This window comes from Kitasatospora sp. NPDC056327, assembly GCF_042261735.1.
Lineage (GTDB): Bacteria > Actinomycetota > Actinomycetes > Streptomycetales > Streptomycetaceae > Kitasatospora.
The window spans coordinates 1-21527 of record NZ_JBHJRC010000054.1; the positions used below are offsets into that span (position 1 = coordinate 1).

Below are 21527 nucleotides of genomic sequence, written 5' to 3' on the forward strand. Positions count from 1 at the left end.
GCTTCCTCGCCGTCCTGCTGGAGGCCGCCGACTGGGCGGCCGACCACCCGGCGGATCCCGGCGTCCGCGCCGCCCGGCCTCGGGGTGGGGCACGCCGCGCCGCCGGTGGGCCGCCCGGTGATCAGTCGCCGTAGGCCCGGATGGTCGACCGGATCCAGTCGGCGTAGGCGGGCACGCTGCTGTAGAGGCCGGGGCCGGTCGAGCAGGTCGGGTCGCCGTCGCCGTCGCCGGAGGTGGCGCCGACCAGCTCCCAGCGCCCGCCCCGGCCGCGCTGGAGCTGCGGGCCACCGGAGTCGCCGATGCAGGCCATCGCGCCGGGCACCGGACTCACCGTGCAGAGCCGGGCCAGGCCGGCCCGGCCCGGCTCGCACTCGTTGACGGCGCCGATCCGGGTGTCGAGCTGCTTCAGCCGCTTGGCGAAGGTCGCCTTGGTGATGTCGGTGGTGTCGGTCGTCGTGCCGAAGCCCAGCAGGCGGGTCGGCGTCCCGGGGACGGCACGGTCGGCGAGCCGGATCGGCGTCTGCGGCGCGGCCCGGTCGAGGCGGACGAGCGCCAGGTCGTCCTTGTTCGCCCCGGCCGCCTCGCCCAGCGCGTACCCGGGGTGGGTGACGGTGCGCTCGATGGTGCGGACGGTGCCGCCGCTGGTGCGCCGGTCGGAGCCGATCCGCACGATGCCGTCGGGCTGCACCAGCCTGGTGTCCACGCAGTGCGCGGCGGTGAGCACCCAGCGGGGGTGGATCAGGCTGGCCCCGCAGACGCCCTCGACGGAGCCCGCGCCGGGCACGGTCTCCGGGATCGAGGCCATGAAGGGGTAGCTCTCGGTCGCGTTGCGGCCGTTGACGACGGCTCCGGCGGGCCCCGCGACGGTCACGGCGCAGGCCGCCGCCGCGAGGGCGACGGTGAGGACGCGCGCCGCGCGGCGCGGCCGGGAGGAGGTTGCGGACATGGGTGGTCCCCGTTCGTTCGAGGGCGTGCGCGGGCACGCCCCTGGATGGTGGAACCGGCGGCCGCGGGGCCTGTGACCTGCGGTGCCGGTAGTGACCATCCTTCGTCGCGGGCCAGGGGGGCCGACAGCGGCGGCGATGTCACCCTTGGCAAAATTCTGGACATGCCAGTGATCGCCCTCCTGCTGCTCGACGGTGTGCCGGGTCCGCACGTCACCACTCCCGGGGTGTGCTTCGGCACGGCCGCCCGCTGCCATCCGCGCGTCGCGTACGAGGTGCGGCTCTGCGCCGCGCCCGGCTTCCGGTCGGCCGGCGGGCCGGGGGCGTTCGGCGTGACGACGCCGTGGGGCCTGGACGGGCTGGACACCCTGGCGGAGGGCGACACCGTGGTGGTGGCGGGACACTCCGGGCATCCCGACGGGCCGCCGCCGGGGGTGGTCGCCGCCCTGCGGTCGGCCACGGCCCGGGGGTGCCGGATCGGGGCGGTCGGCGCGGGGACCTTCACCCTGGCCGCGACCGGTCTGCTGGACGGCCGCCGGGCCTCCACCGCCCCCGGGCTCGCCGCCGAGCTGGCCCGCCGTCACCCCGCGGTCGACGTGGCCCCGGACGGGGCGGTGGTGGTGGACGGCCCGTTCCACACCGCCACCGGGGTGCTGGGCGGCGTCGACCTCTTCCTGCGGCTGATCACCCTGGACCACGGCGACGCGGTGGCCGTCGAGACCGAGCGGCAGATGTTCCTTGAGCTGTACGAGCCGGGTCCCGACCAGGGGGTCCGGGCCGACGCGCCGCTGCCTGGCGACGCCCTCGGCCCCACGCTCGGCTGGCTGGAGGCACGGCTCGACCGCCCGCTGACCCTGGACGACCTGGCCGGCCACGCCGGGCTCACCGTCCGCGGGCTGTCCCGCCGGTTCCGGGCCGAGACCGGTCTGCCGCCGCTGCAGTACCTGCTGCGTGCGCGCATCCAGCGGGCGCAGCGGCTGCTGGAACGCGGCGACGAGCCGGTCGCCCGGATCGCCGCCCGTACCGGGCTCGGCACACCGGCCAACCTGCGCCACCACTTCCAGCGGTACACCGGCACCACGCCGAGCGTGTACCGCGCCGCCTTCCGTTCCCTCGTCACCTCGCTGACCCCGCCCCGGGAGGTCCCGCCGCCCGGCCCCGGGGGCCCGCCGGCCCGCTGACCCGACGTCCCCTCGCGCTGGCGGGCCGGGCCGGCGGCCGCGGTCGGCCGGGACCGGTCGCGGCCGGCCCGGGTCAGCCGCGCGGGAGGACGAGGGACTGGACGGCGGGGAGCCTGCGCCAGTCGCTGGAGACGATGGTCGCGTGGGCGCGGGCGAGCTGCTCGGCGCGGGCGCGGGCCTGCTCCGCGGTGGGGTCGGTGTTGCTGATGGCGGGGGCGACGTTGTGGGCGTCGGTCATCGTCAGCAGGTAGTGGTTGGCGTCGTACCAGGCGGTGTCGAGGCCGTTGACGTAGGTGGCGGCGTCGCCGTCGAAGACCACGAACCACGGGCGGATCGAGGTCTCGCCGTACCGGCTGCGCGGGTCGCCGGACGCCGCGCCGAGCGCGGTGGGGAACATCCGGGCCTCGCCGATCCGCCCGGCGGCGGCGAGGTCCCGCAGGTACCGCCCGTACTCGACGTCGGTGTGCAGGGTGTCGAACGGGTTGTCCAGTTCGACGGTGCCGGGGATCACGTACACCAGCACGCGGCCGGCGAGCGACGCCCGGGTCGGCCAGTTGCCCGCCCGGACCGCCTCGTCGAGGTCGGGGTAGGAGCCGCCGCCCGGCCTGGCGAGCAGGTCGGCCGGGCGCAGCGCGGCGGAGCCGAGGTGCGCGGCGATCAGCGCGTCGAGGTGGGCGGGGCCCATGCCGAGGTTCCCGGAGAAGCCCGGCTTCAGCTCCAGCTTGATCACCAGCGGGCCCGCGCCGGGGTGGGCGCCGAGCCAGATCCGCACGTCGTCCAGGCAGCTCTCCAGGTTCTTGTTGGCGCTGCCGGAGTAGAGCTGGGCGGGCGTGCTCGCGCTGACGCAGTTGTTGGCGTTGCCCAGCGGGTTGGAGTGGCTGACCTTCCACTCCTTGGTGAAGGCGTTCGGCCAGGCGTCCAGCTCGATCATGCCGGTGCCGGTGTCCAGGCCCTGGGCGAGGTAGGGGAAGGCGGCCGGGTCGTAGGTGTTGTGCAGGCCGACGGTGGTCGTGCCGGCGAACGGGAGCTCGCCCGGGGTGGCGGCGGCCTGCGCGGCGGTGCCGGTGGGCAGGACGGCGGCGGCCGCGACGAGCAGGCCGGCGGAGAGGATGCCGATGAGGGTGCGGCGGACGGTCACGGTGTCAGTCCCCTTGTCAGTGCGCATGCTGGCGGGCGCGCCCACGGCGGTGGCCACCGCCGGTGCGAAGCATGACCGGTCCACCCGTCGGGCCGGTGAAGAGGACACCACAACCATGTGACCGTCAGCTGCCGCTCCGTCACCGGCCGCGTCCGGCGAAACGGGCGGACGGAACGACGGGCGGAGCGGCGGACCCGGGGCGGGCGGACCGGCGGAGGGCCGGCCCGGGTCAGAAGACGGACCAGCCGGTGGCCGTCGTCAGGGCGTCCAGGGCCGCGACGCCGAGCACCGAGTTGCCCGCGGCGTCCAGGCCGGGGCTCCAGGCGCAGACCGCGCCGCGGCCGGGCAGGACGGCGAGGACGCCGCCGCCCACCCCGCTCTTGCCGGGCAGGCCGACCCGGTAGGCGAACTCGCCCGCGGCGTCGTAGGTGCCGCAGGTGAGCAGCACCGCGTTGATCCGCTTGGCCTCGCTGCGCGAGAGCAGCCGCGAGCCGTCGGCGCGCACGCCGTGGCGGGCGAGGAAGAGGCCAGCCAGTGCCAGGTCCCGGCAGTTCGCCTCGATCGCGCAGTGCGCGTAGTAGTGGGCGAGGACGTCCTCGACGGGGTTGCGCAGGTTGCCGTAACCGGCCATGAAGTGGGCCATCGCGGCGTTGCGGTGGCCGTGCTCGGCCTCGGAGGCGGCCACCGCGCGGTTCACGGCGACGCCCGGGTCGCCGGACTCGGCGCGCAGGAGGTCCAGCACGGCGCCGCTCGCGTCACCGGTGAGTTCGAGCAGGCGGTCGGTCACCACGAGGGCGCCGGCGTTGATGAAGGGATTGCGCGGGATGCCGTGTTCGGACTCCAGCTGGACCAGCGAGTTGAACGGGTTGCCGGAGGGCTCCCGGCCGACGCCGCTCCACAGCGCGTCGCCTCCCTCGGCCAGGGCCAGGGCGAGGGAGAACAGCTTGGACACCGACTGCACGGAGAACGGCCGCAGCCAGTCCCCCGCCCCGGACACCCGGCCGTCGACGGTGGCGATGGCCATCCCGAACGCGGCCGGGTCGGCCTCGGCGAGCGCCGGGATGTAGTCGGCCACCCGGCCGCGCAGCGGCGAGCGGACGGCCGCCGCCATGGCGTCGCGCACCAGCGCCTCGTGGTCCACGTCGGTGACGGCCGGGTGGTGCGGGCCGTGCGCGTGCGGTGCGCGGTACCGGCCGTCGGGATCGTCCGGGCCGTTCGGGGGGATCGGGTCGTGGGGATGGTCCGGGTGGTTCGTGTCGGTCACGCCGCCATTGTCGTCGGCGTGCCCCGGCGTGCCGCCGCCGGGTCGGCGGGTGTCGCCGGGTCAGGGACCGCCGGGGCCGTACGGGCGGGGCGCCGGACGCCGGCCCCGCGCCCCGGGGCCGTCAGCCGCGGACCATCCGGACGCCGGAGACCTCCAGCAGACCGTCCAGCTCGACCCGGCCGATCCGCTGCCGCGGGTCCACCACCAGACCGTCGCGGCGCACCAGGTCGAGGATCCGCTCGGCCAGCGGCATCACCATGTGGCGCCCCCAGCAGCGTTCACCGGCGTGCCCGAACGGCAGGTAGCCGGGCTGGGTGTCGGGATCCAGGCCCTTCCAGCGCTCCGGGCGGAAGTCCTCCGGGTCCCCCCAGAGCCGGGGGTCGCGGTGGCTCAGCAGCGGGAGCATCAGGATGTCGTCCCCCCGGCCGATCCGGCCGTCGACGGCGCCGAACTCCGGGGAGGCGACGCGCAGGATGTTCCAGGACGGCGGCAGCAGCCGCAGTGCCTCCAGCAGCACGTCCCGGTTGGGCACGTCGTCGTCGAAGGGCGCCCCGAGCCAGACCGCGTTGGTCACGAGCGCGGCCACGGTGAAGCAGATCGGCGCCGCCACCCGCCGGTAGAGGTACATCGCGTAGCGACGGTCGTCGTACGTCCGGGCCTCCAGGACACGGGCCGCGAGATTCGACAGCGGAATCCCCGTGCCGGGTTTTCCGAGCATCGCCGTACCCGCCGCGACGGCCATCCAGGTCAATTTCGGCGTGAGTTCCAGACGGCGGTCCACGAGCACCCGGAAACGGAAACTCTCCCGGCCGAACACCAGGTCCCGCAGGTACACGTGCGGGGTGTGCGGCCAGTTCCCGGAGAGGTCCGCCGGGTCGCCCGGCGGCTTCCCGAGCGCGGCCCGCACGTCGGCGGAGACGGCCTGCATGAGCGCGGAGGCGTCGGCCCGGCCGACCTGCCGTCCCCGCACGGGCTTGAAGGTCGGACGCTCCTCGGCATTGGCCGGCCGGCTCCGCAGCAGCCCGTCCATGAGGTCGGCACCGGCGACCCCGACCGTGTCCGCCTCCAGCCGGAAGAGGTCCTGACCTCGATACTTGTGCAGCAGTTCGTCGATCCGCGGCGCGAAGAGGGTGACGCGGGGGCGCCGGCCGGTGCTGGACATGGCCATCCGTGACTCCAGGGGTGGGCGGCTGTGGTGGTCCGCTCGTGATGAGCGGCCCGTGCCCGGCGGGTCCGGGTGGAACCCGCCGGGCACGCGTCCGGGGCGGAGGACCGCCGCGGACTAGATCCAGCCGTACCAGGCGTAGGCCTTCAGGCTCTTCTCCGGCATGACCTTCTTCACGAAGTGGACGAGCTTCATGACAGCACCTCCGTCTGTTCGAGGGAAAGAGGACGAACAACCCTTCGGCGAGCGGTCGGCGGCGGCGGTGCTCCGGGGAATCCGGCGGAACTCCCCGCCGGGCTCCGCCGGATTTCCCGATCCGATTTCCGGCGCCGCAAGAAGTGAATACCGGGCCGAAAACACGGTCAAGTGACGCAGCTCACCTGGAGCACCGCCGCCGCGCCGGGCCCGACGCCCCCTCGGAGCACCGCCCGCCGGTTGACGCGAGCGCGACATCCCTGGTCACGGCACCGCCCGTCCGAATGTCCGCCAGGTGAACGGAGGGTTCCGTTCGAGGGTCCGGCGGCAGGTCACGACCCCGACGGAACGTTCGGTCTGCCCTTTCGGGCAACGCGGCTGCCCCTTCGCCGCCCGATCCGCCCGGCGCGTCTTCGACGGATCGTTACCGCGTCTTTGTGCCCGGACGCCCGGACCCGGTGGCGACGCCGCTACCCTGTGCTCCGCAGCGGAACGGCCGCCCGGCCGCCCCGCTCTCGCTGGGGGCGATTGTGGTCGAACGTCTGGTGCTGGACCTCCACACCGACGGCCGGATGTCCGTGACGGAGTGGCCGGCCGGGGAGGTGTCCCCGGCATCCGCCGGCGACGCCGGATGGCTGCGCAGACCCCTGGACGACACCGCCCGGGAGAGCCTGCGCTGGTACCTGGAGGACTACCTCCGGAGCCCCTTCGGAGCCTACGGCGAGCGGGGCCCGCACATCGCCCGCCAGCTCCCCGGGTGGGGCGCCCGGATGTTCTCCGCCCTGCTCGGCACCGGCCCCGCCCGCGACGCCTACCTCCGGGCCAGGGAGCGCGGCGGCCCCCTGGAGATCCTGCTCCGCTCGGCGTCCGCCCCGCTGCTCGCCCTGCCCTGGGAACTGATGACCGACCCGGACCGCCCGGTGCCGCTCGCCCTCGACGGCGTCGTGGTGACCAGGTGCCCGGCCGGCGCCGACCCCGTCCGCACGGTCGCCGCGGCCGGCGGCTCCCGGCTGCGGGTGCTGGTCGTCACCACCCGGCCGGACGGCCCCGCCGACGCCGGCCACACGACCGTCGCCCTGCCGCTGCTGCGCCGGCCCGGCGCCTCCGCCGACCCGGTGGAGATCAGCGTGCTGCGCCCGCCGACCCTCACGGGGCTGGCCGAGGCCCTGCGCGGGGCCCGGGAGGAGGACCGGCCGTTCCAGGTCGTGCACTTCGACGGCCCCGGTGTGCTCCCCGTGCCGGCCGGCCCCGGCTTCGAGGCCGGGGCCGCCATCGAGGCCGCCTGGCCCCGGGCCGCCCGCCTCCCCCGGGCCGCCCGCGGTGACGGCCCCCGCGGCGTGCTGGTGCTCGAACAGCCCGGCGGCGGCACCGAGCCGGTGCCCGTCCGGCGGGTCGCCCGGCTGCTGGCCGCCACCGGGGTCCCGCTGGTGGTCCTGCACTCCGGCCGGTCGGGGGACCCCGCCGGCGAGGCGGGAGCCGCGGCCGCCGCCCAGCTGCTGGAGGAGGGCGCCGGCGCCGTGCTCACGCTGCCGCACGGCCTCCGGGCCGCGGCCGCGGCGGAGTTCACGGCCGCGTTCCACGAGCGGCTGCTGGCCGGCGACCCGGTCGCCCTGGCGGTGGCGGCCGGACGCCGGCGGCTCGCCGAACAGGATCTGCGCTCCTCCCCCAAGGGCCCGCTGCCGCTGGCCGACTGGCTGGTCCCCGTCCTCCACCGCCGCGCCGAGGTGACGTTCCCTGCGCTGCCGGTCCGGCCGCTCGCACCCGCCGGACACCCCGGGCCGGACTCCGACGGCACCCTCGACCTGGCCGCCGTCCCGCCCGGCCCGCCCCGGGCCGCCGGGACACCGGACGGCACGGAGGACCTCGCCCCCGTCGGGGAGTTCGTCGGACGGGACGGGCTGCTGCTCGACCTCGACGCGGCGACCAGGTCGCACCGGGTGGTCGTCCTCCACGGCGCCGCGGGCCGGGGAAAGACGGAGCTGGCCAAGGCCTTCGGCCGCTGGCGCCTCGACACCGGCGCGCCGGACGGGCCGGAGGCGGTGATCGTGCACACCTCCGGCCCCGGGACGGCGGCCCCGGGACTGGCCGGGGTGGTCGACCGGATCGGCCACCGGCTCTTCGCCCCCGAGGAGTTCGGCCCGCTCGCGGCGGCCGAGCGCCTGGAGGCCGTCGAACAGGCCCTGGCCACCCGGGACCTGCTGCTGATCTGGGACGACGTGGACGCCCTGGCCGCGCCGCCCGGCCCGGCGCCCGACCGGGCGGTGCCCGGCTCCGGGGCGGACGAGGAGGAGGAGCGCGCCGCCCTGCGGGCGTTCCTCGAACGCCTGGCCCGGCGCGGGCGCAGCGCGGCCGTCCTCACCGGCCGGGGCCACCAGGACTGGCTGGGCCCCGTGCCCCGGCGGATCGAGGTGTCCGGCCTGCTCCCCGAGGAGGCCGCCGAGTACGCCGGCCACCTGCTCGACCCCGGCCCCGACACCGTCCGCAAGCGCGGTCTGCGGGTCTTCGGCGAGCTGCTGGAGTGGCTGGACGGGCATCCGCTGCGCATGCGCCTGGTGCTGTCCTCGCTCGGGGTGCACGAGCCCTGGCAGGCCCTGGACACCCTCGTCCGGAGCCGGGCCGGCACCGACGATCCGCCGGGCGCTCGGCCGGCCGGTCCGGCCGACTCCCCCGACGCCGCCGCGGACACCGCCCTGGCCGTCGGCACCGCCTACGCGCTGGCCAGGCTGGGCGAGGCCGACCGGCGGGCCCTGGCGGCCGTCACGCTCTTCCACGGCACCGTGGACGCCACCGGGCTCGCCCTGCTCTCCCGTCAGCCGCTCCTGCCCGAACGCTTCCGCGACCGCGGCACCGAGGACTGGCAGCGGCTGCTCGGCCTCGCGGCCGGCCTCGGTCTGCTCACCCCCGCGGACGGCGGCACCGCGTTCCTGGTCCACCCGGCGATCGCCGCCCGGCTGACCCTCCGGTGGCGGGCCGAGGAACCCGGGTACTCCGAGCAGCACGAGGCCGCCGCGCAGGCCCTGCTCGGCGCACAGGTCAACTTCTGCCTGCTGCTCACCCGTGAGCTGCGGGACGGCAGCGCCGCGTTCGCCCTGACCGCGCTCGCCCTCCAGCGGCGCACCATCGGCGCCCTGCTCGGCCGGGCCGTCGACCAGGGTCTCTGGCCGCAGGCGCTGGCACTCGTCCGCCCGCTGTCCGCCCACTGGGACGCGCACGGGCCGGACGCCGAGGCACGCGCCTGGACCGACCGGATCCGGGCCGCCGTGGAGGCGCCCGGGGACGGTCCGCCGGACGCCGACACGCCGGCCGGCGCGCTCTGGCTGTCCGTGGTCGGTGCCGACGCCCGGCGCCTGCTCCGGGCGGGCCGCACCGGGGAGGCCGACCACGCCCTCCAGGAGGTCCACCGGGCCGTCGACGGTCGGCAGCCGGACCAGGAGCAGCTCGACGACCTCGCCGACGGCTACCAGCAGCTCGGCCGGCTCGCCGTGGACCGGGGCGACTTCGCCGCCGCAGAGGAGTGGTACCTGCACGCGCTCGCCCTGCTGGAGCGGCTGGGCGACGCCGACGGCATCGCGCTCGGCCACCACCAGCTGGGCGTCATCGCCCACCGCCTCGGCCGGACCGACGACGCCGAGCGGCGCACCCGGCAGGCACTCGACGGCTTCGAGCGCCTGGGCGAGTCCCGGCCGGCCGCGGGCTGCCGGCACCTGCTCGGCGTCCTGGCCCAGGAGGAGGGCCGCTTCGAGGAGGCCTACCTGTCCTACGGACGCGCGCTGGCCTCCCTCGGGGAACCCGCCGACCCGCCCCTCGCGACCGAGCTCCACCACCGGCTCGCCGCCGTCGCCGCGGAACTGGGCCGCCTGGCCGCGGCCGAGAAGTGGGGCACGGAGGCGCTGGCCCTCTCCGAGGCGTCGGGCAGCCTGCCGGACACCGCCCGCAGCCACCACCAGCTCGGTGTCCTGGCGGCGGCGCAGGAGCGGTTCGAGGAGGCCGAGGCCCGGCACCGCAAGGCGCTGGAGATCCGGCAGGACCTCGGCGACCGGCCCGGCACGGCCGCCAGCCAGCACCAGCTCGGCGTGGTCGCCACCCGGCGCGGGGACCTCGCCGGGGCGGAGACCTGGTTCGCGCGGGCGCTGGCGGTCCGGGAGGAGCTGGGCGACCAGGCGGGCGTCTCGGTCGGCTACCACCAGCTCGGGCTCACCGCCCAGACGGGCGGCCGGGCGGCGGACGCCGAGGCCCGCTACCGCAAGGCGCTGGACGTCTCGCACCGGATCGGCGACACCCCGGGGCTGGTGCGGACCTTCGGGCAGTTCGGGCTGTTCGCCGCGGAGCAGGGGCGGCCGCGCGAGGCGATGGAGTGGCTGGTCCGCAGCATCACCTGCTTCGAGGAGTTCCCGCACCCGATGACCTGGCCCAGCGCGGTCAACCTGCGGCTGCTGGCCCGCGACGTCGGTCCCCGGGCGGTGGAACGGGCCTGGCGCTCGGTCACCGGCCGGCGCCTGCCCGACGCCGTGCGGGACCACGTGGGCGGCTGACCGCCCCGCGCCGTGATCCGCAGGACACGCCCTACGCGGCGGGGCCGTCGCCGAGGAGGACCCCGCGCAGGCGGGCGACGGTCGCCGCGTCCCGGGCGGTGACGAAGGGCAGCTCGTTGCCGCCGGCCAGCCGGAACGGCTCACCGGTCAGGGTGGCGTGGGCGCCGCCCGCCTCGGTGACCAGGAGCAGGCCGGCCGCGTGGTCCCAGGCGTTCTCCCAGCCGAACACGGTCGCGTCCAGCCTGCCCCGGGCGAGGTCCAGGTACTCCAGACCGGCCGAGCCGAGGCCGGGGCGGATCCGTACGCCCTCGGTGCGCAGGCGCAGCAGGACGCGTCTGCGCTCGGGCGCGGAGTGCCGGGGGTGGGAGGCGGCGATCTCCAGGCATCCGCCGGGCCCGGGCGAACCGGCCCGCAGGGGCACGCCGTTGAGGTGGGCGCCGCCGCCCCGCAGGGCCGTCGCCATCTCGTCGCGCACCGGGGAGTACGTCCAGGAGGCCAGCAGCTCGCCGTGGTGGGCGAGGGCGACCAGGGTGCAGAAGCCGTCCTCGCCCTGGACGAACACGCGGGTGCCGTCGATCGGGTCGACGATCCAGACCGGGCGGTCACCGGCCAGTTCCGCGTACAGGCCGGGGTCCGCGTCGACCGACTCCTCCCCGACCACGACCGAGCCGGGCAGCAGCGCCGTCAGGGAGGCCGTCAGATGGGCCTCGGCGCCCCGGTCGGCGACGGTGACCAGGTCGTACGGGCCCTTCTTCTCGGCCACCTGGTCGGCGGTCAGCGCGCGGAAGCGCGGCATGATCTCGGCGGCCGACGCACGCCGGACCGCCTCCTCCACCGGGCCCAGGCACTCCTCGGCGAATCGTTCGTCGATCATCCGCCCATCACACCACAGCTTGGTTGCCGGTGGCCCCCTGCCGGACGGACGGGCGGAGACGGGGGCGGGGCGGGGGCACCCGGTGGGACCGGGCGCGTCCTGCGGATTCCGGCCGGGCACCGGGCCAGGCACGCCACGGTGCCCGGCCGGTGGATCCACGGGGATCCCCCGGCCACGCCCTACCCCTCCGCCGGGGCCGGGGGCGCCATCGGGGCCGGGGCCGGATCGGGCTTCGGGTGCGGCGGCAGCGCCGCGAACGCCAGGGCCGCCGCGACCCCGGCCACCCCGGCGAGTGCCGGCCGCAGGCCCGTCACCGAGGCGGCGAGACCGACGGCGGCGGGCCCCACCAGGCAGCCCGTGTAGCCGACCGAGGCGACCACGGCCACGGCGGAGGACCGGGCCTCGGGCCGGACCAGCGCTCCCGCCAGGGAGAGGACCGTCGGTGCGCACACCGAGATGCCCAGGCCCGCCACGACCAGCCCCGCCAGCATCGTCCCCACCCCCGGGGCGAGCGCGGCGGCCAGCGTGCCGACCGCCGCCACCGCCGCGCCCAGGACGAGCAGCCGGCGCTGCGGCAGCCGGCCGGTGAGTCCGTGCCCGGCCAGCCGCCCGACGGCGGCGGCCGCCGCGAAGACCACCGGCCCGGCCGCCGCCGTGCCGGGCCCGGTGTGGAAGACGGAACGCAGCATCACCGCGCTCCAGCTCTGCCAGACGTTCTCGACCACGAAGGCGAGCGCGCACAGCACCCCCAGCCGCCGGACCGACCGGTCCGCGACGCCCCGCCGGCCGGGCGCCGGACCGGTGGGGCGCGCCGGCTCGGCGGGCCCGGTCCAGCGGATCACCACGGCGGCGGCGGCGAGCAGCAGGGCCGCCGGCACCAGAACCGTTTCGGCCCCCAGACCGCGGCCCAGCGCGAACCCGGTCGTCAGGGCCCCGAGGACCACGCAGGCCGAGAACCACGCGTGGGCGGCGTTCATCAGGCGCCCGGAGCGGCCCTCCTCCGCGCTCGCCAGCGCGTTGATGCCCACGTCGACACCGCCGGACGCCGCGCCGAGGACGGCCAGCGCGACCATCAGCCCCGCCGCGCCGCGCGCCGACCCGGGCAGCACGGCCGCCACCGCCATCAGCACCAGGAGGGCGGCGACGGCGGAACGGCCGAACCGGTCCACGGCCGCCCCGGCCAGCCTCATCGAACAGAGCGCGCCGAGTCCGATCATCAGCACGGCGACCCCGAGTTCACCGTCCTCCACCCGCGCCCGCCGCTGGATCTCCGGAATCAGCGCACCCCATGTGCCCCAGAAGACCCCGAAGACCCCGAACCCGACCACCAGCCGCAACCGCCCGACCCGTGCCACCACCGCCACCAACCTCTGTCGCTCACACCCCCCTCGACAGAACCGGTGCCCGCTCCTCGCGCACCACCATCACACCACCCGGGGGCGCCCCGATGTGCGCCCCCGGCGCATCCGCGGGCTCCAGCGCCCCGCAGTCCCCCCGTCGCCCCTGCGGGAGCGGCACGACGGCACCCCGGAGGCCGCGGAGGCATCGCGGAGGGACACCCCGGCCCGGAGCGCGGCCGACGGCCCGCGCCCGCCCACGCGCCTCACCGGCGCGCCGTTCCGTGCCGTTCGGGCGGGCGCCGCGGTACCGGCCACCGCGGGACGGACCGCGCCGCCCGCCCGGCGGCAGCCGGGGCGGTGAGGCGATCGCGAGCCCCTGCCCCGTCGACGGAGCAACGGGCCACCCGCAGGCCCCCGCCCCCGGCCGGAGCAGCGGCACACCGGCGTCCGTCCGCCCCGGCGCCCGCCGCCGCCCCCACAGCCCGACGCCACGCACGACCGCCACTGGGCACCCCCGCCCCCGGCCCGGCACCCGCCGCAACCGCCGCCGGTGCCCGCCGCACTCACCGACCGGCGACGACCGAAGCCCCGAAGTGGTCCCGGGCCTCCGTCAGCGCGGCCGCGAGGGCCTCGGGCCGCCGGGTCGAGAGATAGACGTACGGGCAGAGCAGCCCGGGCTCCGCGACCTCGACGCGGACGGCCCGCGGGAGGTAGCCGCGCAGGAGCAGCCGGGCCCGGGGACCGGCCAGCCTGGTCCGCCAGGCGAAGGCCGCGGCCTCGTCGAGGACCTCCACCGGGCCCGCGTGCTCGCCGCGCAGCACGATCGGGCCGGCCACCAGGATGCCGTCGCAGACCCGGATCCGGACCGCACCGTACCCGCGCACGGCCGGCGCCACCACCGCCAGCAGCAGCGCGCCCCCTCCCGCCGCGGGCAGCGGGCCGAGCGGGAGCAGGGCGGCCGTGAGCGCGGCGGCGGCCGTCAGGACGGCGAGCCACCAGCGCAGCGGGACGGAGAGTCGTTCGTCGTAGATCACCACACCCGGGATGCTGCCACGCCGTCAGTCCGACGGTTCCGCCGGGCCGTCGGACGGCGCCCGCGGCGGGCTCCGCGGCTCAGACCGCGTCGTGCCAGGCGAAGGCGGAGATCCGCCAGCCGTCGGCGGTACGGACGAACTGGATGGTCTTCGTCCCGCCGCCCTCGTACACCTCGCCGTCCAGGACTCCGGCCTTGCGGTACTCGCCGAAGCGCGAGGCGATGTCCCCGGCGATCTCGGTCCGCTCGGAGGTCTCCCACTCCGCGAAGCCGACCAGGCGCCCGTCGGCCAGCAGCCGTTCGCGCGGGGCGATGAACTCCTCGACGGAGTAGACCGTGAAGGTGGGCGCGGTGCTGACGATCACCCCCTGCGGGAGCATCAGCCGGCGGATCCGGGCGACGTCGGCGGCCTTGCCGTCCCGGTTGTCGAACGCGCCGAAGAACTCTGCGGTGAGCCGGTCGATTTCAGCCTTGGACATGATCCGACCGTAGCACCGCAGGACTTGCGGTCCACCCCTCCGGAAGGCCCTGGCACGGCGGCCCCGGACATCCGCGAACGGCCGCCCGGGCATCGGCGAACGGCCGCCCGGACCGGGCCGCGGTCCTCCGGCCGGCGGGCCGTCACCGCCCCGCACCGGCGATTTCGATTTCTGATCATCCGTTGGTACGTTCTTCCCCGTCGACAGGGCGGGCCGCGCGAGCGGGCCGGGACCAGGTCGGTCAGGCGTCGGTGGTGCATTGGCAGCACGCCCGCTTTCAGCGGGAGGAGTTCGTTCGATTCGGGCCCGGCGCTCCATCCGCGGGGGCGGCATCCGTACCACGGGTGCCGCCCCCGCGCCGTTCCGGTCGCCCGGATCCGGAGGAGACCACGCGTGACCCTGCTGCTCTCCCGCGCCGACGTCGAGGCGGCCCTGGACGTCCCGGCGGTGCTGGCCGCGCTCGACGCGGGCTTCCGCGCCGCCGACCGGCTCCCGGCCGCCCGGCGGGTCGGCTCCCCGCTGCCCGGGCCGGGCACCGCCATGTGCCTCGTCCCCGGACTCCTCCCCGACGTGCCCGCGTACACGGTGAAGGTGAACGCCAAGTTCCCCGCCGCCACGCCCGCGCTGCGCGGGATCGTCTGCCTGCACTCCCTGGCCGACGGCGAACTGCTGGCGCTGCTGGACTCCGCCTCCGTCACCGCCTGGCGCACCGGCCTGGCCGCCGCCCTGGCCACCCACGCCCTCGCGCCGGAGCAGGCGGGGACGGTCGCCGTGATCGGCGCCGGCGCCCAGGGCCGCGCCACGCTCCGTGCCCTGCGCACCCTGCGGCCGGTCGACCGGGTGTACGCCCACGACCTCGACCCGGACCGGGCCGCGGCCGTCGGCACACCGGTGGCCTCCGCGCGGGCGGCCGCCGAGGCCGCGGACATCGTCATCACCGCGACCTGGGCGCGCGAGCCGCTGCTGGACGCCGACGTCCTGCGGCCGGGCCTGCACCTCACCGCCCTCGGCTTCGACGAACCCGGCAAGACCGAGCTGTCCCCCGACCTGCTGCGCGCGAGCCGCCTGGTCGTGGACGACCCCCGCCTCGCCGCCGCCTCCGGCGTCCTGCACCCGGCCAACGGGCCGCTCGGCGCCACGCCGCTGTCCGACGTCCTGCGCGGCACCGCCCCGGCCCGCCCCGACGACCGGCCCACCGTCTTCGCCCCGGTCGGCCTCCCCTGGCAGGACCTCGCCCTCGCCTGGCCCGTCTACCTGGCCGCCCGGTCCGCGGGCACGGCAAGGGCGTTCGGCTTCCACTGACCCGGCCGTCCGGGCGCGCCCCGGGCACCGGGCGCCGACCGGGCGCCCCGTGTGCGCCCTTCTGGGAGCGCGGACCGGACCGCTACGGTGGCCGGACCACGAACCGGTCCCGGCCCGACGGAGCAGTCGACCATGGAGAAGTTCGTCCCGAGGTTCCAGCGGGCGCCGTGGCCCGACGGTGCCGCCGTCCTGCACGTGTACGCCGTCCCCGATCAGCACACCGGCACCGGGCTCGCGCGCCTGGTCCGCGAATGCCGGGCGGCGATGCTCCCCAGCCCCATCACCCCGATGGGCCCGGACACGCTGCACTGCACGGTCGAGATGATCGCCGACACCACCTCCGACAGGATCACGGCCGGGGAGCGCGCCACCCTGGCCGAGGCGCTGCGCGAGCACCTGGCCACCACCGGCCCGATCGAGGTCGAGGCCCGCTCCCCGCACACCAACCGGGCCGGGGCCGCCCTCGACCTCGACCCCGAACAGCCACTGGTCGACCTGCGGGAGCGCGTCCGCGACGCCGTCCGTGCGACCCGCGGCCCCGGTGCCCTGCTGCACGACGGCGGACGGCCGCACATCTCGCTCGGCTACGCCTGGGCCGAGGCCTCCCCCGACGCCCTCCGGACGGCCCTGGGCCGGATCTCGCCGGACCACGCGCCCTTCCGCTTCAGCGCCGTCCAGCTCCTCGACGTCCGCTTCCGGCAGCACCCCCGGCCCGGCGGGGCGACCGGCTGGGAACTCACCTGGGAGCCGGTCGCCACCATCCCCCTCGGCCGCCCCTGACCCACCGGCGCGCGTACGGTGCCCGGGGCGGGGCCGTGCGGCGGCACCAACCCCGCCGAAGACCCCGCACCGGCCCCGCACCGGCCCTGCACCGGCTCACCCACCCGGTCGGGCGGGCTGCCAGAGCTCGATCCGGCGGCCCTCCGGGTCGGTGACCCAGCCGAAGCGGCCGACGCCCGGCATGTCCTCGGTCTCCTCGGCCACGTCGGCTCCCCCGGCGCGCAGTTGGGCGAGCATCGCGTCCAGGTCGCGGACGCGGAAGTTGAGCATGACCTGCTGGGCGCGGGAGCCGAAGTAGTCCGTGTCGGCGTCGAAGGCGGCGAACACCGTCGGGCCGGCCTCCTGCTGCCACGGGCCGTGCTCGTCCGGGTCCAGACCGAGGCGGTCCCGGTACCAGGCGCGCAGGGCCGCGGGGTCGGCGGCCCGCAGGAAGAGACCGCCGATGCCGAGCACACGTTCCATGGCGCCATCCTGACAGGCCCCCGGCCGGGGCGCAGACCGGCGCGGCGCACCCGCGCCGAGGGCCGGCGGATCAGCGGTCCGCCACCCACGCCGCGTCGGCCGGCCAGGACCCACCGGTCACGAGGTGCTCCACGATCCGCAGCGCCCGGTCGAGCGGGACGGTGTCCCGGTCCGGGTACTCGTCGCACTGGCCGTTGGCGAGCTCGAAGCCGTCGCTCTCGTCGTCCGGTCCGGCCGAGGGGTCCACCGCGTGCTCGCCGGGATCGCCCGGGTGCTCCAGCAGGACGACCATCGCCCGCTCGGTGTTGGTCACGAAGGCCAGTGAACGGCCGGCCGGGCCGGTCAGCCAGGTCTCCAGCCGCCCGGCGGCGATCCGGGCTCGCAGGGCGGCCCGGACCTCCCCGGGCAGGGCGGGCACCGGAGTGCCGTCGGTACCGTCCATCAGCCATGATCCGTTCACGGCCACGACGATCCCACAGCCCCCCGCGGGCCGGAGCGCGACGGCCGAATTCCGCCAGCCCCGCCCGGGGCGGAGGTCGCACAGTGGGGACCGTGGGACGGCCAGGACGAGTGACCGGAGAACGGGCGTGCACGTGGACACAATGATCGGGACCCCCGCGGAGCGGGTCGACGGCGCCGACTGGGCGGCGCTCGCCCTGGAGATCGGGGAACACGGGAGCGCGCTGACCCCGGTGCTGCTCGACCCCGCCGAGTGCGCGGAGGTGGCCGGACTGTACGAGGAGCCGGAGCTGTTCCGGAGCACCGTCGACATGGCGCGGCACCGGTTCGGTTCCGGGGAGTACCGGTACTTCCGGACGCCCCTCCCCGCCCCGGTGGCCGCCCTCCGGGAGGCGCTCTACCCCCGGCTGCTGCCGATCGCCCGGGACTGGGCGGCCAGGCTGGGCCGGCCCGCGCCGTGGCCGGAGAGCCTCGGCGAATGGCTGGAGCAGTGCCACGCCGCCGGTCAGACCAGCCCCACGCCGCTGCTGCTGCGCTACCGGACGGGCGACTGGAACGCGCTCCACCGGGACCTGTACGGCGAGCTGGTGTTCCCGCTGCAGGTGGTCATCGGCCTCGACGTGCCGGGGCGCGACTACACGGGCGGCGAGTTCCTGACCGTCGAGCAGCGGTTCCGGTCCCAGTCGCGCGGGACCTCCGTCGCGCTCCCCCGGGGACACGGCCTGGTGTTCACCACCCGCGACCGCCCGGTCCGCTCCTCGCGCGGCTGGTCGGCGGCACCCGTCCGGCACGGCGTCAGCACCGTGCGCTCCGGGCTGCGTCACACCCTCGGGCTGGTGTTCCACGATGCCGCCTGAGGACGCCGCGCCCGGCCCCCGGGCCGCCGCCGGCTCCCGGAACCCCGGCCCGGCCGGGCCCTCCGGCGCGCCCGCGCCGCACACGGAGGCGGAACTCGACACCCTGCTGGGCCTGGTGCCCCGGTGCGCGTCCGTGGTCCTCGGCCACGGACGCGACGCGGCGTCCACCGCGGCCGCCCTGGCCTTCGCCGCGCGGTGGCGGGCCGGCGGCGGCACCGTGCTCGACGTCGTCGACTGGCCGGAGGAGGCCGCCTCCTGGCTGCGCCAGGCGCGCCGGTTCACCGCCCACGCGCCGGACGCCTGGGTGGTGGCCGCCGGACCGCGCGGCTGGGCGGGCATGAGCCGGCGCCTGCGGCGCAGCACCGACTGGGCCCCGGAGCGGAGCTTCGGCTTCGCGTCGGCCGGCGGGGCCCCGGCCCGCGCGGCGGCCGGCCCGGGCGTCCTGGACGGCATGCGCGGTGCGACCCCCGGGGGCGGCACCTGGCAGGTGGGCGACGGCGGACGGCCGGGCCACCGGACCCCGCCGGCCGCCGCCGCCCGCTGAGGCTGCGGGGGCGGCCGGACCACCGCACCTCCCCCTGCCCGGCCCGGTCGCCCCCGCCGGTCGGCCCAGGATCAGCGGATGCTCCGGCGTCGGCCGGGCGGCGATCCGGGCGGCCACGCCCTGCGCCGTGCTCCGGTCCGGGGCCGTGCAGCCGCGGGTGGTGCTCACGGCGACCGCCGGCCGGGTGTCCGGCTGGTGGGCCTCGACGAACCACGTGCGGACGCCCCGGTTCCGGCCCGGCGCGACCCTCCGCACCGCCCTCCGGGGGGGCGCAGTCGCTCCCGCCGGAGGAACCGGTGCCGCGGCGTCCGGACGCCGGCACGGGGCGGCCCGGGAACGGTCGTGAGTCGGCCGGATCACGGCGGTCGGCGGGCGGGGGCGGTGCCGTAGGGTCGGCCCCGGGAGGGCCGCGCGGGTGGGGGTTCGCGCCGGTGCCGTCCCCGGTGCGGCCGTCGTTCTCGCGACCGGTCACGGTGCGGCCGCCCTGAGCACGTCGCCCCGCGCTGCTCGCTCCCGCCCGTCTTCCACCACAGGTCGTCACCACCCGTCACCGCCCGTCGTTCCGCGGCGCCCCGTGCCCGGCCGGAGCGCCGTGGCGGCCGCCGTCCACCCGTCCCACGTGACCGTGACCGTGACCGTGACGCACCGCCGCACGCCGAAGGGATCGTCATGTCCGAACGCACCGAACCGTCACCGTCCGCCTCCCCCGGCGGACCGCTCCCCGCCCCGTCCACCGGCACCCCCCGCATCGGCCGCCGGCGTCTGCTGCGCGCCGGGCTGGCCGGCGGGGGCGCGCTCGCCACCGTCCGGCTGCTGCCCCCGGCACCCGCCCACGCCGCGCCGGTGCCCGCCCCGGCCCCCGCCGGCCCGGCTCCCGTCGCGGCCGCCTGGCCGGACTGGGCGCGGTTCGCCCGGCTCGCCGACGGTACCTTCGACGAGGTCGCCGACATGCAGGGCAGGATCGACGAACTGAAGGCCCAGAACGTCAGCGTGATCGAGCTGGACACCGTCCTGTCCGACTGGCTGACCGACGCCGAGTTCACCGCCCACGCCGCGCTGATCAGGACCTTCACCGGCAAGGCGCACGCGGCCGGTCTGAAGGTCGTCATGTACTACCCGTCCCTGGAGGTCATCTCCCCCGGCGGTGAGAAGGGCCGCTCGTTCTACAAGAACGACCAGGGCCGCAACTGGGTCCAGCGCTCCCTCGACGGCAAGCCCAACGTCTTCTACGGCAGCCTGGTGGTCTGGGTCGACCCGGGCGACGAGAGCTGCTGGCTCAGCCCCGACTCCCCCTGGCGGGACTACTACCTGAAGCGGATCAGGCAGCTCGCCGGCACCGGCGTCGACGGCATCTGGCCGGACGTGCCGATCTACTTCGACGGGGCGCTGTCCTGGTGCGACGCGTCCACCTGGGGCGCGGCCGCCTTCAAGGCGGACACCGGCCTGCCCGCACTGCCGGCCGCCGCCGACTTCGCCGACCCGGTCTTCCGCCGCTACGTCGAGTGGCGGCACCGCAGCCTGCTGCGGTTCCAGCTCGACATCGCCGCCGCCGGCCGCAGCGTCAACCCGGACCTGGTCACCTTCGTGGAGACGGTCTCGATGGACTACCGCTACGCCACCTCGATCGGCCTGGACGGCGCCTACCTGCGGCAGGCGGGCGGCAACGTCAGCCAGGTCTGGGAGGTCGACATCCTGGCCAACGAGGACGGCATGCGGCACGCCACCGCCACCGACTGGACGTGCCTGATCTCGATGTACAAGTACGCCCGGGCGGCCGGCGGCACCAAGCCCGCCTGGGCGTTCTCCTACGGCTGGAAGGCCGACGACGCCTCGCTGGTGATGTCCGAGCTGATCGCCTCGGGCTGCAACCCGTACGAGGTCCGGACGCCGTACAAGAACGAGACCACCGACGCGGCGATGCGCACCCGGATGTTCGCCTTCGTCAAGGCCAACCAGCAGCGGCTCTACGACGCCCGGTCCGCGGCCGAGGTCGGCGTCTACCACTCCAGCGCCTCGCGCGACTACGTGAGCCCGGGCGAGGGCAACGGGATGTACGCCAACGCGGCCTCGCCCGCCGGGGTCAAGGACTGGTGGGGCGGCGACGACCCGGCGATGAGCTGCACCACCATGCCGTGGCTGGGCGAGTTCCGCGGCACCGTCAAGGCACTGGTGTACGCGCACGTCCCCTTCGACACGGTGACCAGCCCGGGCCTCGCGGCCGAGGACCTGGCCCGGTTCCGGGTGGTGCTGCTGCCGAACCTCCAGGCGGTCTCGGACGCCGAGGCGGCGGTGCTGCGCGGCTACGTCGCCGGCGGCGGAACGGTCGTGCTCACCGGTCCGGCGCCGACCGGGCTGGACGAGTTCGGGGCCCGGCGCGCGGAGTTCGCGCTCTCCGACGTGCTGGGGCTGCGCCGGGCCGACCCGCTGCCGGCGAGCCGGCGCAACGCCTTCGGGGCGGGCGTCTGCTGGTACCTCGGCGGCGAACTGCCAGGGCTGGCCTACCTGCGCACCACCGACCGGGCCGCGGGCGAGCGGCTGCTGGCCCCGGTCCGCGAGGCCGCGCCGCCGGCGTTCGGCCTCGCCGGCGACCGGCGGATCCACCTGGAGGCGCGCCGGCTGGGCGAGGAGACGGTGGTCCACCTGGTGAACTTCACCAACTTCGGGGACGCTCCGGCGGAGTTCCGCACCACGCCCGCCTCCTGCACCCTCACATTCGCCGTCCCGGCCGGGCGCACGGTCGCGCAGGTCACGGTGGCCACGCCGGACGGGACCGATCCGGCCCCGCGGCCGGTGCCGTTCACGGTGACCGGGGCCGTGCTGAGCGTGCCGCTGACGGTCGTGCAGTACGCGGTCGTCGGCATCACCGTGCGCTGATCCCCGGCCCGGGGCACCCGGTCCACGCACCCGGTCCGCAGGGCCGCAGAGCCGCGGCGGAACGGAAGAGCGCCCCGGAGCCGAGGGCTCCGGGGCGCGAGGCG

19 protein-coding genes and 1 tRNA gene are annotated in these 21527 nt (G+C 76.8%); 9 read left to right on the forward strand and 11 right to left on the reverse strand.

What is annotated here, in order from left to right; all coding sequences use genetic code 11:
- Positions 1-121 precede the first annotated feature (121 nt).
- Positions 122-946, reverse strand: coding sequence for a trypsin-like serine protease (locus tag ACFCX4_RS11080; RefSeq protein WP_376140708.1), 825 nt, complete (start codon positions 944-946; stop codon positions 122-124).
- Between the two features lie 162 nt (positions 947-1108).
- Here ACFCX4_RS11080 and ACFCX4_RS11085 point away from each other — a divergent pair, with 162 nt between their 5' ends.
- A complete protein-coding gene (locus tag ACFCX4_RS11085) occupies positions 1109-2125 on the forward strand; it encodes a GlxA family transcriptional regulator (RefSeq protein WP_376140710.1) in 1017 nt (338 codons plus the stop codon).
- A 73-nt stretch (positions 2126-2198) separates the two neighbouring features.
- Here the strand turns inward: ACFCX4_RS11085 and ACFCX4_RS11090 are convergent, their stop codons facing one another.
- The 4 genes from ACFCX4_RS11090 to ACFCX4_RS11105 form a co-directional block, all read right to left on the reverse strand.
- On the reverse strand, positions 2199-3263 hold the full coding sequence (locus ACFCX4_RS11090) for a phosphatidylinositol-specific phospholipase C domain-containing protein (protein ID WP_376140712.1): 1065 nt from the start codon (positions 3261-3263) through the stop codon (positions 2199-2201).
- A 229-nt stretch (positions 3264-3492) separates the two neighbouring features.
- Positions 3493-4374, reverse strand: coding sequence for a glutaminase (locus ACFCX4_RS11095; protein WP_376140756.1), 882 nt, complete (start codon positions 4372-4374; stop codon positions 3493-3495).
- Between the two features lie 274 nt (positions 4375-4648).
- Positions 4649-5695: a cytochrome P450 gene (locus ACFCX4_RS11100; protein WP_376140714.1), complete on the reverse strand. Its 1047-nt coding sequence runs from the start codon at positions 5693-5695 to the stop codon at positions 4649-4651.
- Positions 5696-5809: 114 nt separating this feature from the next.
- On the reverse strand, positions 5810-5887 hold the full coding sequence (locus ACFCX4_RS11105; RefSeq protein ID WP_350540985.1) for a tryptorubin family RiPP precursor: 78 nt from the start codon (positions 5885-5887) through the stop codon (positions 5810-5812).
- Between ACFCX4_RS11105 and ACFCX4_RS11110 the strand changes: the two genes are divergently transcribed.
- On the forward strand, positions 5856-6062 hold the full coding sequence (locus ACFCX4_RS11110) for a hypothetical protein (RefSeq protein WP_376140759.1): 207 nt from the start codon (positions 5856-5858) through the stop codon (positions 6060-6062). The two genes, ACFCX4_RS11105 and ACFCX4_RS11110, sit on opposite strands and share 32 nt — an antisense overlap.
- A 355-nt stretch (positions 6063-6417) precedes the next feature.
- On the forward strand, positions 6418-10419 hold the full coding sequence (locus ACFCX4_RS11115; RefSeq protein ID WP_376140716.1) for a tetratricopeptide repeat protein: 4002 nt from the start codon (positions 6418-6420) through the stop codon (positions 10417-10419).
- A gap of 31 nt (positions 10420-10450) precedes the next feature.
- On the opposite strand, the gene ACFCX4_RS11120 is transcribed toward ACFCX4_RS11115, so the two are convergent.
- The 4 genes from ACFCX4_RS11120 to ACFCX4_RS11135 form a co-directional block, all read right to left on the reverse strand.
- The gene (locus ACFCX4_RS11120) at positions 10451-11293 is read right to left on the reverse strand and encodes an inositol monophosphatase family protein (RefSeq protein ID WP_376140718.1); all 843 of its coding nucleotides are present in this window, start codon (positions 11291-11293) and stop codon (positions 10451-10453) included.
- A 179-nt stretch (positions 11294-11472) separates the two neighbouring features.
- Positions 11473-12651, reverse strand: coding sequence for an MFS transporter (locus ACFCX4_RS11125; RefSeq protein WP_376140720.1), 1179 nt, complete (start codon positions 12649-12651; stop codon positions 11473-11475).
- A 545-nt stretch (positions 12652-13196) separates the two neighbouring features.
- The gene (locus ACFCX4_RS11130; RefSeq protein ID WP_376140721.1) at positions 13197-13670 is read right to left on the reverse strand and encodes a DUF3093 family protein; all 474 of its coding nucleotides are present in this window, start codon (positions 13668-13670) and stop codon (positions 13197-13199) included.
- A 76-nt stretch (positions 13671-13746) separates the two neighbouring features.
- Complete coding sequence (locus tag ACFCX4_RS11135; protein ID WP_376140722.1) at positions 13747-14145, reverse strand: DUF4440 domain-containing protein; 399 nt, start codon at positions 14143-14145, stop codon at positions 13747-13749.
- A gap of 245 nt (positions 14146-14390) precedes the next feature.
- Between ACFCX4_RS11135 and ACFCX4_RS11140 the strand changes: the two genes are divergently transcribed.
- From ACFCX4_RS11140 to ACFCX4_RS11150, 3 genes are all read left to right on the forward strand, one after another.
- A tRNA-Glu gene (locus tag ACFCX4_RS11140) sits at positions 14391-14462 on the forward strand.
- 76 nt (positions 14463-14538) lie between these two features.
- Positions 14539-15447, forward strand: coding sequence for an ornithine cyclodeaminase family protein (locus ACFCX4_RS11145; protein WP_376140724.1), 909 nt, complete (start codon positions 14539-14541; stop codon positions 15445-15447).
- 132 nt (positions 15448-15579) lie between these two features.
- The gene (locus ACFCX4_RS11150) at positions 15580-16227 is read left to right on the forward strand and encodes a 2'-5' RNA ligase family protein (RefSeq protein WP_376140726.1); all 648 of its coding nucleotides are present in this window, start codon (positions 15580-15582) and stop codon (positions 16225-16227) included.
- Between the two features lie 96 nt (positions 16228-16323).
- Here the strand turns inward: ACFCX4_RS11150 and ACFCX4_RS11155 are convergent, their stop codons facing one another.
- Positions 16324-16689: a VOC family protein gene (locus tag ACFCX4_RS11155; protein ID WP_376140728.1), complete on the reverse strand. Its 366-nt coding sequence runs from the start codon at positions 16687-16689 to the stop codon at positions 16324-16326.
- Between the two features lie 70 nt (positions 16690-16759).
- Positions 16760-17131 (reverse strand): hypothetical protein, encoded by a 372-nt coding sequence (locus ACFCX4_RS11160; RefSeq protein ID WP_376140730.1) that lies wholly within the window; start codon positions 17129-17131, stop codon positions 16760-16762.
- Between the two features lie 160 nt (positions 17132-17291).
- On the opposite strand from ACFCX4_RS11160, the gene ACFCX4_RS11165 reads away from it, so the two are divergent.
- From ACFCX4_RS11165 to ACFCX4_RS11175, 3 genes are all read left to right on the forward strand, one after another.
- Complete coding sequence (locus ACFCX4_RS11165; RefSeq protein WP_376140758.1) at positions 17292-18005, forward strand: 2OG-Fe(II) oxygenase; 714 nt, start codon at positions 17292-17294, stop codon at positions 18003-18005.
- Positions 17995-18549 carry a hypothetical protein gene (locus tag ACFCX4_RS11170; protein WP_376140732.1) on the forward strand — a complete coding sequence of 185 codons (555 nt, stop codon included), beginning with the start codon at positions 17995-17997 and terminating at the stop codon, positions 18547-18549. Before ACFCX4_RS11165 ends, ACFCX4_RS11170 begins: the two co-directional genes overlap by 11 nt.
- Before the next feature lie 669 nt (positions 18550-19218).
- On the forward strand, positions 19219-21423 hold the full coding sequence (locus ACFCX4_RS11175; protein WP_376140734.1) for a hypothetical protein: 2205 nt from the start codon (positions 19219-19221) through the stop codon (positions 21421-21423).
- Positions 21424-21527 lie beyond the last annotated feature (104 nt).